Origin of the sequence: Staphylococcus auricularis (genome assembly GCF_001500315.1) — a bacterium.
GTDB lineage: Bacteria > Bacillota > Bacilli > Staphylococcales > Staphylococcaceae > Staphylococcus > Staphylococcus auricularis.
In genome coordinates, this window is sequence record NZ_LLER01000007.1 from 150,230 (window position 1) to 165,323 (window position 15,094).

Consider the following 15,094-nt stretch of genomic DNA (forward strand, 5'->3'; position numbering starts at 1 on the left):
AATTATAATGGGATGGCGTATTATACATGTGACTGATGTAAATCACATTGCGCTCAATCTCAATAGTTTAAAAATCACTAAAGGGGACTTAGAGGTTAAAGTCCCTTTAGGTGATATTTTTGCTCTCATCATAGAAGACTTAACCGTTACAGTATCGACACGTTTATTGGTTGAACTCTCTGATTATAATATACTGGTAATTCTTTGTAATCAGAAACACTTGCCGGAATGTGTTATACAACCTATTGCAGGACATTTTAATCAATATAAACAAATAAAAGAACAAATAGATTGGAATGATGATTTCAAAAAGATTCTTTGGCAACAAATTATAAAACAAAAAATAATGAAGCAAATTGGCTGTTTGAAGTTTATTCAAATAGATATAAAGCGTATAGAAAAAATGAAAGAACTACAGTCATTAGTACAAGTTGGCGATACACAAAATATTGAAGGCCAAGCAGCTAAGTATTACTTTAATAGCTTATTTAAATCATTCAATAGAGATGATGATGAATTGCTAGAGAACGCAGTCTTGAATTATGGTTATACGATTTTGAATGCAGCAGTAGCTCGTACGATTGTAGCAAAGGGGTTGCTGCCAGCTATTGGTATCCATCATATTGGCAGTCGCAATCATTTTAATTTAGCTTCAGATATCGTGGAACCTTTTAGACCTTTAGTTGATTTATTTTTGGTTAAACATCCACCTGTAGATTTTCTTACGAAAGATTACAGAGTGAAGCTGATTAATCTAATGCATGCTCGCATACTGATAGATAACAAAATGGAGACGGTTATTCGAGCAATAGAAATAACAATTCAATCTATCATAGATTATTTTAAAACAGGTGATATCGAAAAAATAAAATTACCAAGCATAAAAAGATACGAATATTATGAGCTATAGATTTATGAGGGTTTTCATTATGTTCGATTTGCCTGTAGAAACTAAAAAACAACGAAGAGTTTACAGTAAATTCCGGAAACGCTTAACTGAAGAAGGATTTTTGATGATGCAATATTCTATTTATATTAAAAGTGTCATTAATAAAGATGCGGCAAAAACAACCATTGCCAATGTGAATCGCTATCTTCCTACAGAAGGTCAGGTGAGAGCACTCGTCATTACTGAGAAACAATAATTTAGTACTCTGTGATTTTAAGTATGAATGAAACAATTTAATGTATTTTCAGTCGTTGATGCAAGTTTTAGTACTCTGTGATTTTAAGTATGAATGAAACCTCTAGCTTTTTCGAATCTAACTGCCTCAAGGTTTCTATAATTAAAACTGTAGATCCGTTTTAAAATAATACTCTATATAATATAAAAGCTGGGCTTGTAGAATGTACGTCCTCTCCACAAAATGGAAGTAATAATTTGTTATTCATCATCGCCATTGAGCGGTTGGTTCGTACATTTATTAGGAATTGTCGGATTATACACTATAACCCAAAATATTTTCAAACTTTTCTAAAATCTTTATTGACTTTCTTGATTCGATAGCTTATACTTAATGTACAATATATATTGTATTTATACTTAAAATCACAGTATCTACTAAAACAAGACTATATGTCGTGTTTATCCCGTCAATTTATTGGCGGGATTTTTCGTTGTGACTGTGTTCATGCTCGCATTCATTGATTTAACGCAACTTCCACCTATCATCTCTCTAAATAAAAAGGGAAAGGCGAAAACCAATGGGGGTTTTCGCCTTTAATGATTGGAAATGAATTATAATAGTGAATTGTTATGCTTAAATATGGAGGATTTAAGAATCCATTATTTTTTATTGTTATTACGGATTGAACAATATATTTCTAACTATATAAGGATGAATTTGTTACGTCATAAAAGTTATAAAAAGTCGGGAACATGTACTTTTTATAATTTGAGCAACATTTTTTGATTTTTAACATCATTTTTCAACTATGGCCAACTGTATTTCTTACAGTTGTGTACAAAGGTTTGTTATGCAAAAGGATTTAGCGTGAACTAAATCTTGTTACTTAGGGGTGACATTTTTATTCGCTGTGATATTAGAGCGGGGACCTCTATTTCAGATGTATCTCCTCGTCTAACAGTTCTGACTAACGACACAATAGATCATCTATCTATTTGAGTTCATGTGATAAGTGACTATCGTATTGTATTTCAAAATCCAAAAATTGATTGGAAAGCTTTTATTATCAACCCTTTCTAGAATATATTTAGGTTAACCTAAATATTATTTTACATCATCCTAACTAATTGTCAAATGATATAAGCACTAAAAATTTTATAAAATGAGAGAGCCTGAAATGATGGTGATTTTGCCTATTTTTTTAATTTCAGCACCTTATTTCTCCAGTTTCTCAAAATCCGCGACCTTCTCTTCCAATCCTTCAAAACTACACTCGGCCCTTCAAAATTAACCGCTAATTTCTTCCTCATCCACAGATATTTTATATCTCCCAATTTTCAAAAACTGCACCCGACTCTTTTTAATTAACCAATAATTTTTCCACTCCCTCATTTTTTCAAAAATGCGTCAAACTCTAGCAACTAAACCCATTCTTTCCTCCCGCTCACATTTTTCTCTTCATTTTTCAAAAACGGCGCCAACATCTTTCACCCAAATTCATTCTTTCTTCCTATCCGCATTTTCTCCCACTTTCCACAAAATTTTCACCTAAAATCCTCAAAAATTCCTTTTTAGTTGTCTGCAAATTGCAAGAAATTTGAAATTTTTGTAGAAATCTAATATTTTAATACGTAATATATAGACTTTTCATAAAAAACTTTAATATAATGGAAGCTATGAATTTGAAATAAATAAGGAGCGTTACATAAATGAATTTAAAGCAGAGGATGTTTCAAAAGGAAGACCCTAAGCAGTATCAACAGAAAGATATCCATTTGACGAGAACATTACGGACGAGAGATTTATTGGCACTTGGGGTAGGTACGATTGTCTCTACAGCAATTTTCACCTTACCTGGGGTTGTAGCGGCACAATATACAGGTCCTGCTGTGAGTTTATCTTTTCTCTTGTCAGCAGTCGTCGCAGCTTTAATCGCCTTTGTGTATGCTGAAATGGCGGCTGTCATGCCCTTTGCTGGATCAGCTTACACGTGGATTCGCATTCTCTTTGGAGAAGGATTAGGATGGCTCGTCGGTTGGGCGCTCATTGCAGAGTACACCATCGCGATCGCGTTCGTTGCCTCTGGTTTTTCAGCTAACTTAAGAGGTTTGATGGCATCGTTCAATCTTTCTCTTCCAGCATCGTTATCGCAACCGATGGGGAGTGAAGGCGGTGTGATCGATTTAATCGCGGCCATCAGTATGATATTAACCGCCATCTTGTTATCACGTGGGGCTTCAGAAACGTCACGTGTTCAAAATGTTTTAGTCGTATTAAAAGTGATGGCGATTTTACTCTTCGTTGTCGTGGGTGCGACAGCGATTCACCTTGATAACTACATTCCATTCCTTCCTGAATATAATCCGGATTCAGAAGGGACGTTAGGTGGTTGGCAAGGGATCTACGCTGGGAGTGCGGTGATTTTCATTTCCTACATCGGATTTGATTCGTTGGCAGCGAATTCCGCAGAAGCGATTAACCCTGGTAAAACGATGCCACGTGGTATCTTAGGTTCACTCGTCATCGCGGTGTCTCTATTTATCATCGTGTCACTTGTGTTAGTCGGCATGTTCCATTACACAGCTTATGAAGGTAATGCTGAGCCAGTTGGATGGGCATTACGCAATAGTGGTCACCCTGTTGTAGGAGTCATCGTTCAAGCAATTTCCGTCTTCGGTATGTTTACCGCACTTGTCGGTATGATGCTTGCCGGTTCACGTTTGATTTACTCATTTGGTCGTGATGGCATTTTCCCTAAATGGGTAGGACAACTCAATCGTAAGTTCTTACCGAATCGCGCATTATTGATAGTGACAATCGTTGCGGTTATTGTCGGATCTATGTTCCCATTTGATTTCTTAGCCGAACTGATGTCTGCCGGCACACTTGTCGCATTTATGTTTGTGACATTGGGTCTCTTCAGTTTACGTCGTCGTGAAGGGAAAGATTTACCAGTCCCTTCATTTAAATTCCCGTTATATCCTGTCTTACCTATCATTACGTTTATATGTATTTTTGCGATATTCTGGGGCTTAAGTGGAGAAGCGAAATTCTATACGGGTGTGTGGTTTATCCTAGGTATTATTTACTACGCATTTTACTTAATACGGACACGACATCGAACGGTTTAGCTGAAAATGAACACTTCAATTCAATCACGCAATATAAAAAAATAGCGCATCGAATTTCAATTCGATGCGCCTTTTTTGTGCTTTATTTTAACGTATTACCAAACCAGTAAAGCTATTGTTTAGACTTAGGTGGGAATGGCCACCAGTTACCTCTACCAAAGCTGTGCACGATAGCAGGGATGAATAGAGGCAAGATGAGTATGTTGTAAATGAGTAAGCCAATGATGAGTATCGTCGCAATTTGCATCAATGTGAGTGCACCAGATGTGTAAAGTGCGGCGATCGTACCGATGATAATGATACATGCGGTCACGATGACGGTACCCATTTTAGTCATAGCTGTATGCAGTGCTGCGCCAATTGGTTGCGTATCTGCTTCTTCATTGAAGCGGTTGAGTAAGAAGATCGCATAGTCGATACCGAGCGCGAACAAGATTACGAGACTAAAGAATGGTGTGACGAGCAAGATTCCTTTTGTTTGTAAAATGTCATCAAAGATCAAGTTACCGAGTGACATGGATACATAGTATGTGAGTAAGATTGATGCGATCATGTACAACGGCATGATAATTGAACGTTTAAAAATCACTAGTGCGATAAATGTTAGTAATGACATCAACGCGATGATTTTAACCATGTCGTCGTTGATGGTATTTTCAAGGTCTAAGTTGATTGAGGTAATACCACCAAATTCAATTGTACTATCTTTAAATGCGCTGTCTTTTGCTTCGTCATTGACGGTTTGTTTAATTTGACTCACTGTTTTAAATGCGTCTTTACCGTAAGGGTTTTTATCTAAATCAACATCAATGCGAACGAATTTACCGTTATCCTCACTATATTGATCAATGGCTTCTTTCATGTTGTCATCTTTTAACATATCGTTTGAAATGTAGACACCTGAATCATTTACGTTATCATCATTTGCGATATCGTCTAAGTATTGTTGAAGTTGTTCTTGACCTTCAGTCACTTGTCCAATACCTTGTTGTGCTTGTGTTAAGCCTTGTGATAACGCAGAAGCTTGTTGGGTAATACTTTGTCCCGCAGCTTCAGGTGATTGCATGCCTTGCATCATGAGTGCTTGAACCATTTCCGCTTGGGTGAGCGGTTGAACTTGTTGATTCATTTCACCTAAACCATTGTCGACTTCATTTAAGCCCTCATTTGCGTCCGTTAAGTTTTTCTGGATTTCATCTAACTGATAAGTCGCTGAGAGTTGTTTGATAGGCTCACCAGTTGGACGTGTAATCGTATTGACGTTTTTAACACCATCAATATTTTCTAGTTTTTTATAAAGTGATTCTAAATCGCTGATTCCTTCACTTGTTGTTAACTTATCATCATCTTTAATACCGACGTTCACAGGGAAGGCTTCACCTAATGCGAATTTATCTTTAATGATGTTGAGGCCTTTCACTGAACTATAGTCATCGCTGATCTCGTTGGTATTATCATATGTCGTATCATTTGGAATGAAGTAAATGATTGGCACACAGATGAGTAAGACAGCGAGGATTGTTACGAATGAGTATTTTTGTGTGAAGTCGTTTAATTTACCCCAAATTTTATTATCTTTATGTGAAGCGGTTTGTTTACTAGGCCAGAAGAGTTTGTGTCCGAGTAATGTCATGAGTAACGGTAACAATGTGTAAATCACGACGAGTAAACAAATAACACCGATACCAATACCGACTGCAGATTGGAATAGATCGAATTTCGCAAAGAATAACGTTGCGAAGGCTAAGACAATCGTAAGACCACATAGGAGAATGGTTTTACCGCCACTCGTAAATGTGTTGTAAGTTGCGGTTGTTACGTCATCTACACTGGATAACTCTTCTTTAAACCGGTTAATCAGCAAGATACAGTAATCGGTACCTATACCAAAGAGCAACGCGACTAAGAATGGTTGAATGTAAATAGAAACTGGTAAATCTAAGTATTTCACCATGAATGCGATTAACGCAGAACTGAATAAGTATGAAATACCGACGATAAAGAGTGGTATAATCGGTGTAACGATAGAACGGAACACGATGAGTAAGATAATAATGATGAGCACAACAGTTACAATTTCTGTCATTTGTAAGCCTTCGTTCGTACTTTCATCGATATCACTATTCACGAGTTCGTTACTTGTTAGATCAACACTCTTGAAGTTTTGATCGATGTCGTCGATTGATGAAGCAATATTGACGGCATCATTTTTCGATAATTCAATCGGCAACATGATGTTTTTATGATCATCGGAGACGATTTTATCGTAGACTTCATCTTCCGCAAATGGCGAGATCACGTCATCCACACCATCTACGTCTTTGACTTTATCTATGTAATTCTCTAAATCTTTATCTCCGTCTTTACTGAGCGGGGAGTCTAACTGGACGACTGCGACAATACTATTATTGTTTGCGCCGAGGTCATCTAGCATCTCGTCATATTTTACAGATGTGGAATCTGAAGGCGGTTCGATATCGCCTTTTTCTTGTGCTAATTGTGATAAATTAGGTGCGAAGATTAGTGATAGGACTATAATAATAATCAACGCAATAGAAATAGGCCATTTGAATTTCAAAATCGTTTTCATGTGTACGCTCCTTCATTTTATAGTCAATATTCAATCGCGTCGTGCTGATTGTTGCTGAGACAACCATTCAGAAAATGCATAGCTATGTAGTTGTAAAGGTGCTTTGAAAGTACTGGTAACTGTAAACTAACCGTGCCTTATTTGTGCTATTTTGGGAAAATGAGAACCCTGATTGGTTGTGTTACGAAAGGTTTGAATCGTACATATTATCTTTCGCAAATCAATCATTCGAAAATATTTTAGTAATAAGACATAAAGATAGACCTCATTATTACATACCCGAAATTTTAATGAGTTACTTGTAAAATGTGGGCATTATTTTAACAATTGAGATCTTAACTATATATGGGTCTATGAAACAAAATAGCATAGTTGCGCTAAAAAATCTAGTGAGAATAGAAAACTTCATTTTAATAAGAACAAAATAAAAAGACTTACCGAACGTGTTGAACGGTAAGTCTGTAGTTTTCGAAGCTCATATAGCTCCCTTTGGAATAGGTTATGCGAATATATTAATAAAGGCTAAAATCACTGGGAAACCGACTAAATCGACTAAGAATGCGCCGACGATAGGTACGACCAGATACGCTTTTGGTGATGGACCGTGTTTTTTCGTAACGGCTTCTAAGTTTGCCATAGCGTTAGGTGTTGCACCTAAACCGTGACCGATGAAGCCACCCACCATGACAGCGGCATCGTAGTCTTTGCCGAGACCCCAGAATGCGATAAAGACTGAGAATAAGATAATAAATACGACTTGTACGAGTACAATAATGATCAATGGTATTGCGAGATGATAAATATCTGTTAATTGAATACTCATTAATGCGATAGACAAGAAGAGACTCAATGCGACGTCACCAATGTTATCGATGAGCTTCAAGTCGAGCATTTGTACATTACTGTATTCGAAAATGTTTCTGACAATCACAGCGATAATCATCGCTCCGGTATATATTGGAATGTTTAAACCAGTTAAATCAGAGAATGTATTACCGATATACGTACCAATTGCCATACAAATCACAATAATTGTGAACTGAATTAAGAATAGTTGTGGTGAACCAAAACGTTCATGTAGACGTTTGTTTTGTTCAAGTTGACCATAGTCTTTCTCAGTCGCATTAGCGTCATGCGGTTTTAAGTTAAATTTATTTATCAAGAAATTAACGACAGGACCACCGATTAAACCACCTGCAACGAGACCAAGTGTGGCCGCAGCAAGTGCCGCAGTGAGTCCGGAATCGATACCCATGTCTTGAATTGTTTTACCATAAGCAGCCGCGTTTCCGTGACCACCTTCCATAGACATAGACCCAGCAGTTAAGCCGAGCAATGGATCAATATGTAATAGTTTTGCTAATGAAACACCGATGATATTTTGACCGATTGCCAAAACACCACAGAACATTAAATAGATGATTAACACTTTACCACCGAGACGTAACAGTTTCATTGATGCTCCGAGACCGATTGTAGTAAAGAAAACTAACATAAAGAAATCTTGTAAGTCTTGTGCGTTTAATTTAATTGTTACTATATTTGTCGAGTCTAATACTGCAACCAATACCGCGAATAACAATCCGCCAATAACCGGTGCAGGGATACATATACGTTTTAACGCAGAAATATGATTGACGATAAACTGCCCTAAGAGATATAGCACACATGCTACACACAGGGTTGTAATAGGATTCAGTTCAATCATGGTTAAAACCCCCTCTAATCAAAAAATATCCTATTCCAAATTTATTTATACTCTCTTTGTCACATCACTTAGTAAAGTGTGTACAAAAGCCCATGCTATCCATTATAAATATAAATTAAATATAAATCCAGAAAAGAATTTTTTGCTAAGCACAAAAGCGTTGATGTGATAGGGTTTATCGTAGCAAAATTTTATTTTAATTTACAAATTATCACAGAAAAAGCACACATCGAACTTATATGTTTAGTTCGTGTGTGCGAAATGAGTTTAGCTCATCACTTATTAGAGGAAGAAGTATATTAATAACAAACTGATTGCAGGAAGTAAATTATTAAGGAAATGGACGAGTATTGAATCCAATATATTGTGTCGTCTAGCATAAGCTAAATAAAAGATGGCCCCCATGCATGTATACAGTAGGAATGAGAAAAACTCGGTAGGTGCCTGGAGTATATGGAGAGAACCAAAAATGATAGAAGATACGATTAATGGTAACCACATACGCCCATATTTAAATAATTTTGATGTGATAATGCCTCTAAACGTTATTTCTTCAAGGATTGGCGCAACAATACTTATTGATAGTATCAATGTTAAGAAAGGTAAGAATGAATCAGAATAATTTGCTAATTGAAATATTGCGTTATCATTACCTGTTGTTTTATTGCCAGTAAACATATTATTCAGCGTTGTTCCTAAGTAAGCAATGACTTGAATGATGACAAAAAATAGAACCATGAATCCAACATCTTTAAGATGAATTCGTTTAATGCGTTCTCCGGAATATGTCTTATAACGATTCCAAAAGAAACGTATTAGAATGAAATATAGAGCTAAAAAGATAACAAAGATGATAGCTTGAACCCATATTGGCAAATGGTATTCATGTGAAGCCCATATAAAAACATCTGAGAATGATGCTGGTGTTATAGCTAAAATAATAAATCCTACGACTTTCAAGATATTAACAAATTGATTACCTGAGTTTCTCATTGGAATTTCTTTCTGTTTTTCTTCCATGGTTAAAACACTCCTCTATTCTTTATAAAATTTATTCGTTTTGACGTAATAGTAAACGATGTTTATAAGAAACAATAAAATTAAACAAGTAATGGTAAATAGTTGGTTTGACTGAGTGATTGAAGAATATAGTGCGGTGAAACAAATAAGGAATAATATTCCTATAATATTGATGTTAAAAATTTTAAATAATGCGGAGAACATAATATGTCTATCTCCTTCATCATAAGTTTGAATCAATTTATCCATGTAATGTGGTTCATTATATTTTGGTGCTTTCGAATTAATATGAGGTAAGTAAATGCTGATAATTACTGTTAAAAACATATTAATGAATAATGGAAGTAGTGAAAATATAATAGTTGGACCTATGAGAGAAGCTCCTACATTAATTAAAATTAAGTTGACAAAACTAAGAATATATCCACTTAAGTTTAACCAATTACTGTTTATAAAATGTTCGTTCAATTTGCGATCATAAATGTCCGCATTTTCTTCTTCGGCGATAGATAATTTATTAAAATTTTTAGCTTTCTGAAGCTGTTTAACCATTAATAAATTACATAAAATTACAAGAGCGGAAAAAATAATACTGATTACAACTACTTCTGTATTACTTAATACGTTTATCTTATCTACGAACGGAAAGTATTTGATAAGATATCCGACGACCCCTCCAGCGAGTGCTGATAAAATAATAACTCCTATGTATCGTACCGTTTTATTCATAATCTTCCTCCTTTAAGATAAATACATTTTCGATGCTTTCTCCAAAAATACGTGCAATTTTTGCGGCGGTGAGCACAGAAGGCATAAAATCATTTCGTTCGATCAATGAAATTGTTTGACGTGAAACACCAGCTTTTTTAGCAAGTTGTGTTTGATTGTATCCATCTCGTGCTCGTAATTCTTTTAAGCGTGTTTTCATTTTTGACCTCCCTTGTCTATTAACATATACGATATACGTCATTTTGACAAGTATATTTGTCAAAAAGATTATTAAAGTAGTTAAAATATGACCGTTGTGAATTCCCTGATAGGTGGATTTGGAAGGGACACAGCCACATTTGATAAAATATAAATATTTTTAAATGTAAGATATAAATCGTAAACATAACTGATTAGGATTTGTTAAAATGGAGTTGAAATGTTAAGAAGAGACTTTAAAACCGCGAACTATCTATTGATGTAATAGAATTGTCAATTAAAGCTTTAAAATCTAATTGTAAAGCTGAAAAATAAAGTAGATACTATAATTAATTAAGCTAATAGATGCGAGAGAGGAGGATTAGCTATGATGGTATTTATCATGTTCTCACCTTTATTAATCGTATTATTTATCGTTATGGGTATTATTGAAGAACGTCGAAGATCTAAGAAGAAAAAAGAAAAAGAAGCTAAAGAAATCGCCTCTTTTGATCAATGGGAAAAAGAGGGACAAGATCGCAGTAAAAATGACTACGAACAATTTATGAAAGATACAGATCAACAACAAAAGGATCCGAACAAGTAATTTTATATCACTAAACTGTTGTTGTTTATATAAATATATAATATTAAGTTAATTACTAAAGCTATTAAGAGATGTCTCCTAATAGCTTTTTATTTTGTGAAATCTGAGGCATCTTTTTAAGAATCCGTTATTCATCAGGTTCAAATGAATAAATATCTAATTATAGAAAAAGCGAAATGTTAAGTAGCCGGGCACTCTACCTGCAGACAACCTGTAGTGTGACCTCTAACAAGGAATAAAATATAGCGCAAAGCCTGATGAATCTTGAGATAAGTAAGGGTGGTTATAACGCTAAAATTCACAGAATTTAAGAAATCGACTCCAAAATATAGAACATATGTTCGTGTTATGATAGACTATATTTACAGACGAACTGGAGATAGTGGAAATTATAATAATGAGGTGATGCCTATTTACAAGGACAAGAAAGAAGGTCGAATGGCATGAGCGACTATGAAATACTCATGATTATATTAACTGTCTTAGGATTACTAATCACAACGAACGAATCAAAAAAATAACTATCCAACTCGCCACAAGTTGAATGGTTTATAGACTTTAACGTATCATTCAGCCACTATCTTCAAAGTGGTCTGTCTAGAGGCTGGAACCAACGCTTGATTTACATTGCATCTTAGAAAGGGTGCTTTGTTCATAAAAACGTTGCTGTTCTGGCCTTTTTCTTAACTCAAATATAGCAATATTTCCCAAAATAGTCAAAATATTACACGTTTGTTCATAATAGTGATATGACTTAAGACATGCTATGATCATGATAAATAGATGAGTTTGAAAAGGAGTTGCTCAAAGATGGAAGTCGTTTATCTTGCTGGAGGGTGTCTCTGGGGCGTTCAAGCGTTCGTAAAAACATTACCTGGCGTTGTTGAAACGGAAGCGGGAAGAGCAAATGGAAGCACACAGCAATTAGATGGCCCATATGATGGTTATGTAGAATGTGTGAAAACCATATTTGATCCTGAGGTCGTTTCAGTAACAGATTTAATGGACTATTTATTTGAAATCATTGATCCGTATAGTGTGAATCAACAAGGAGAAGACGTGGGCGAAAAATATCGTACAGGCTTTTATAGTGAAGCAGAGGCACACTTAACTGAAGCTCAAGCTTTCATTAACCAAAGAGAAGACCGGGACCAAATCGCTGTAGAAGTGAAACCGTTAAGTAATTATGTACGGAGCGCCGAAGAACATCAAGATCATTTAGCTGAGCACCCAGATGATTATTGCCATGTGCCAAAAGCACTATTAAACAAATATAAATGAGCGGGGAAAGCCAAAGTGAGGTTAAAGATATGAAATGGCTTATTTGGATCATTAATTTACTGAACTATGTGATTCTAGCGGTATTGATCGTTATTAATTATGATCAATTGTCTTATATTGGGTTCTATATTATTGAATATTTTTGGATTGCTTGTTCACTCTTAATGGTCATTTCGATCATTGTTTATTTTGTCACAAAGAAAGAAGCATTTCTCGTGAGTACGTTGCTCAATCTTTTTAATATCGTCGTGATCGGTACGTTGTTATTAGTCTTTTTATTTTAAACATCGAGGATACGCTAGGATTGCACAAATACGTTTCCAAACCACATAAGTTTTGAAATAAAAAATTTTCTTGGTGAATTATTTGGATTAATGGAACAAAAAATATATATTAATAAAGGGAAATTTTTAAATCACCAAGGAGATTTGCTTCATGGCGCTATTTATCATTGAAATCCTTATTATGATATTAGCTATTATTTTAGGATTACGTATTGCAGGTGCATTGGGCTGCGGTATTCTTGCGATTGTGATGCAGCTCGTCATGATCTTTGGGTTCGGTTTAGCGCCCGGAGACTTACCTGTCACAGCAGTATTAATTATTTTATCTATCGGGATTGCTGGCGGTACGTTACAAGCGACCGGAGGAATTGACTATCTCGTTCATCTTGCGAGTAAAATTATTGAGCGATTCCCAAAATCAATTATCTTCATATCACCTATGATTGTCTTTCTATTTGTCTTTGGTATCGGAACTTCAAATATTGCGTTGTCGTTAGAACCGATTATCGCGAAGACAGCGTTGAAGGCAAATATTTCACCGAAAAAACCACTCATCGCTTCTGTGCTTACTGCTAACTTAGCGTTGTTGTGTAGCCCAGCTGCTTCAGCAACGGCCTACATTATTTCGGTATTAGCAAATCATGAAATTACAATGGGTCAATATTTATCAGTGGCGCTACCTACTGCGTTGATCAGTATGCTTGCGCTAAGTACGTTTTGTACATTGGTTGGGAGAAACCATTTTGACCGTGATCGAATGACTCAAGTCGTTGAAGCGGAAGTTGCACAAATTGAGGATACATATTTTTCACCACGTGTGAAGTTAGGTGTTGCTGCATTCTTATTTGGCGTAGGATGTATTTTAATATTTGGGATGTTTCCAGACCTGCTGCCAACATTTAACGTAGACGGTGAAACAGTGAGCTTAGAAATGACTGAGATTGTGCAGTTATTTATGTACTTGAGTACTGCGATTAATTTATTATTAATGAAAATAGATCCAAACGACATTTTATCTACACGTATTACCCAATCTGCTATAGGTGCGTTATTTGCAGTTTTAGGACCAGGTTGGTTAGGTGCCACTATTTTTAATGCACCCGAAAATATGAAAATCATGAAAGAAGATATCGGTGGACTAATTGCGCAAATGCCATGGCTCGTCATCATTTTAGTCGCTGTCGTAACAATGATTGTCATCTCTCAAACGGCCTCAGCTTCTATTATGGTGCCAATTGTGATGAGCTTAGGCGTCCCACCTATGAATTTTGTTGCGATGGTTCAAACGTTAAATTATAACTTTGTCATACCTGCGCAACCTACACTACTATTTGCAGTGAGCTTGGATGAAACACGCCAAACACGGGCGACAAGCTTTATTGTGCCAGGAACGGTAACCATTACTGTCTCCGTACTTGTTGGATTTTCAATTAAATGGCTATTAGGCTATTAATTTTTTTAACATCAGAAAATAAGATTTTAACTTCTTTTGTAGCACGGATGATCGAAAAACTGAATATATAGTAAGGACGAACAGGACTAATTGTTGTTTCTCTTAGTCCTATTCATTTTGTTTTATATTGTATAAAATATGTTTTGAAAGCGCTTTGTTATTTGAAACGCAATTAATTAGATTATTAAAGATAAAGTTCTCATACATTTTGGATAAATTAATTATTACCGTATTACTAAGTTTTAAAAAATAAATTAGCTTAAAACTAGCATGAATATAACAATATATTAAGGTAATTTAAACACGTTAAAGTTTGTTGAAATAAATATTGTAGTTTAATCAATAAATTTGTGATATATTTTTAGATGGCGGAATTTTTTCAGCCATAATTATTAAATTTTTAACTAACAAACGTTCTAAATTCAGTATTCGCAAATTCTCAGTGGGCACAGCCTCAATATTAATCGGATCAACATTAATATTTGGCGTAAACCACGACGCATAAGCAGCAGAAAGCGAAGAATCTAATGCACCACATACGACTGAAACTACTGAAAACAGTTCAGCAGATGATGCAGCAGAAGACCAAGTTGAACCCAACAACGCAAGTCATTCAACTGATGAAGCTTCTACTGATAACGAAGCGTTAGATCCTGAATTTAGTGTTGTTGACAGAGAAGACAGCAATGAAGAATCAGAAGCTAGTGAATCTGAGGACACAACAGCCGACAGTAACGAAGCAACAGAAAGCGAAGCAACAGAAACAGACGATAGCGACGCAAATAGCGAAGAAACTTCAACAAATGAAGCAGCAGAATCAGCTGAAGATTCAGAATCAACTGAAGAAGCTGAATCAAACGAAACACCTGAATCAGAAACTGAAAAACCTGCAGCAGAAAACGAAGCAGCAGATAAAGAAACACCTGAAGTAGATAACAAAGAAAATGAAGCAGCAACTTCAAATGAAACTGAAAAACCAGCAACTGA

13 protein-coding genes and 1 pseudogene are annotated in these 15,094 nt (G+C 35.5%); 8 read left to right on the forward strand and 6 right to left on the reverse strand.

Annotation, left to right across the window (positions count from 1 at the left end):
• Positions 1-7: 7 nt before the first annotated feature.
• The 3 genes from cas1 (at position 8) to APS80_RS04495 (ending at position 4,258) form a co-directional block, all read left to right on the forward strand.
• Positions 8-910: a type II CRISPR-associated endonuclease Cas1 gene (gene cas1 / locus APS80_RS04485; protein WP_059107078.1), complete on the forward strand. Its 903-nt coding sequence runs from the start codon at positions 8-10 to the stop codon at positions 908-910.
• Positions 911-914: 4 nt separating this feature from the next.
• Complete coding sequence (gene cas2 / locus APS80_RS04490; RefSeq protein WP_169791250.1) at positions 915-1,145, forward strand: CRISPR-associated endonuclease Cas2; 231 nt, start codon at positions 915-917, stop codon at positions 1,143-1,145.
• Positions 1,146-2,836: 1,691 nt separating this feature from the next.
• Positions 2,837-4,258: an APC family permease gene (locus APS80_RS04495; protein WP_059107079.1), complete on the forward strand. Its 1,422-nt coding sequence runs from the start codon at positions 2,837-2,839 to the stop codon at positions 4,256-4,258.
• A 112-nt stretch (positions 4,259-4,370) separates the two neighbouring features.
• Here the strand turns inward: APS80_RS04495 and APS80_RS04500 are convergent, their stop codons facing one another.
• From APS80_RS04500 to APS80_RS04520, 5 genes are all read right to left on the reverse strand, one after another.
• Positions 4,371-6,848, reverse strand: a complete 2,478-nt coding sequence (locus APS80_RS04500) for an MMPL family transporter (RefSeq protein ID WP_059107080.1) — start codon at positions 6,846-6,848, stop codon at positions 4,371-4,373.
• Positions 6,849-7,347: 499 nt separating this feature from the next.
• Positions 7,348-8,556 (reverse strand): sodium/glutamate symporter, encoded by a 1,209-nt coding sequence (gltS, locus tag APS80_RS04505; RefSeq protein ID WP_059107081.1) that lies wholly within the window; start codon positions 8,554-8,556, stop codon positions 7,348-7,350.
• Positions 8,557-8,838: 282 nt separating this feature from the next.
• Positions 8,839-9,576 carry a CPBP family intramembrane glutamic endopeptidase gene (locus tag APS80_RS04510; RefSeq protein ID WP_059107082.1) on the reverse strand — a complete coding sequence of 246 codons (738 nt, stop codon included), beginning with the start codon at positions 9,574-9,576 and terminating at the stop codon, positions 8,839-8,841.
• A gap of 15 nt (positions 9,577-9,591) precedes the next feature.
• On the reverse strand, positions 9,592-10,305 hold the full coding sequence (locus APS80_RS04515) for a DUF3169 family protein (RefSeq protein WP_059107083.1): 714 nt from the start codon (positions 10,303-10,305) through the stop codon (positions 9,592-9,594).
• The gene (locus APS80_RS04520; protein WP_059107084.1) at positions 10,298-10,504 is read right to left on the reverse strand and encodes a helix-turn-helix transcriptional regulator; all 207 of its coding nucleotides are present in this window, start codon (positions 10,502-10,504) and stop codon (positions 10,298-10,300) included. Before APS80_RS04520 ends, APS80_RS04515 begins: the two co-directional genes overlap by 8 nt.
• Positions 10,505-10,870: 366 nt before the next feature.
• Here APS80_RS04520 and APS80_RS04525 point away from each other — a divergent pair, with 366 nt between their 5' ends.
• From APS80_RS04525 to APS80_RS11160, 5 genes and pseudogenes are all read left to right on the forward strand, one after another.
• The gene (locus tag APS80_RS04525) at positions 10,871-11,089 is read left to right on the forward strand and encodes a hypothetical protein (RefSeq protein WP_059107085.1); all 219 of its coding nucleotides are present in this window, start codon (positions 10,871-10,873) and stop codon (positions 11,087-11,089) included.
• Between the two features lie 810 nt (positions 11,090-11,899).
• Positions 11,900-12,370 (forward strand): peptide-methionine (S)-S-oxide reductase, encoded by a 471-nt coding sequence (locus tag APS80_RS04530; protein ID WP_059107086.1) that lies wholly within the window; start codon positions 11,900-11,902, stop codon positions 12,368-12,370.
• Between the two features lie 29 nt (positions 12,371-12,399).
• Entirely contained in the window at positions 12,400-12,654 is a 255-nt protein-coding gene (locus APS80_RS04535) for a hypothetical protein (RefSeq protein WP_059107087.1), read from the forward strand.
• Between the two features lie 151 nt (positions 12,655-12,805).
• On the forward strand, positions 12,806-14,107 hold the full coding sequence (locus tag APS80_RS04540; protein ID WP_059107088.1) for an anaerobic C4-dicarboxylate transporter family protein: 1,302 nt from the start codon (positions 12,806-12,808) through the stop codon (positions 14,105-14,107).
• A gap of 373 nt (positions 14,108-14,480) precedes the next feature.
• Positions 14,481-14,603 (forward strand): annotated as a pseudogene (locus APS80_RS11160) (YSIRK-type signal peptide-containing protein); the annotation flags it as partial.
• A 113-nt stretch (positions 14,604-14,716) separates the two neighbouring features.
• Here the strand turns inward: APS80_RS11160 and APS80_RS10835 are convergent.
• The gene (locus tag APS80_RS10835; protein WP_145959334.1) at positions 14,717-15,046 is read right to left on the reverse strand and encodes a hypothetical protein; all 330 of its coding nucleotides are present in this window, start codon (positions 15,044-15,046) and stop codon (positions 14,717-14,719) included.
• Positions 15,047-15,094 lie beyond the last annotated feature (48 nt).

Coding starts and splice junctions, on each gene's coding strand:
- cas1 (WP_059107078.1), top strand. CDS start 8: ATGGGATGGCGTATTATACATGTGACTGATGTAAATCACATTGCGCTC.
- cas2 (WP_169791250.1), top strand. CDS start 915: ATGAGGGTTTTCATTATGTTCGATTTGCCTGTAGAAACTAAAAAACAA.
- APS80_RS04495 (WP_059107079.1), top strand. CDS start 2,837: ATGAATTTAAAGCAGAGGATGTTTCAAAAGGAAGACCCTAAGCAGTAT.
- APS80_RS04500 (WP_059107080.1), bottom strand. CDS start 6,848: ATGAAAACGATTTTGAAATTCAAATGGCCTATTTCTATTGCGTTGATT.
- gltS (WP_059107081.1), bottom strand. CDS start 8,556: ATGATTGAACTGAATCCTATTACAACCCTGTGTGTAGCATGTGTGCTA.
- APS80_RS04510 (WP_059107082.1), bottom strand. CDS start 9,576: ATGGAAGAAAAACAGAAAGAAATTCCAATGAGAAACTCAGGTAATCAA.
- APS80_RS04515 (WP_059107083.1), bottom strand. CDS start 10,305: ATGAATAAAACGGTACGATACATAGGAGTTATTATTTTATCAGCACTC.
- APS80_RS04520 (WP_059107084.1), bottom strand. CDS start 10,504: ATGAAAACACGCTTAAAAGAATTACGAGCACGAGATGGATACAATCAA.
- APS80_RS04525 (WP_059107085.1), top strand. CDS start 10,871: ATGATGGTATTTATCATGTTCTCACCTTTATTAATCGTATTATTTATC.
- APS80_RS04530 (WP_059107086.1), top strand. CDS start 11,900: ATGGAAGTCGTTTATCTTGCTGGAGGGTGTCTCTGGGGCGTTCAAGCG.
- APS80_RS04535 (WP_059107087.1), top strand. CDS start 12,400: ATGAAATGGCTTATTTGGATCATTAATTTACTGAACTATGTGATTCTA.
- APS80_RS04540 (WP_059107088.1), top strand. CDS start 12,806: ATGGCGCTATTTATCATTGAAATCCTTATTATGATATTAGCTATTATT.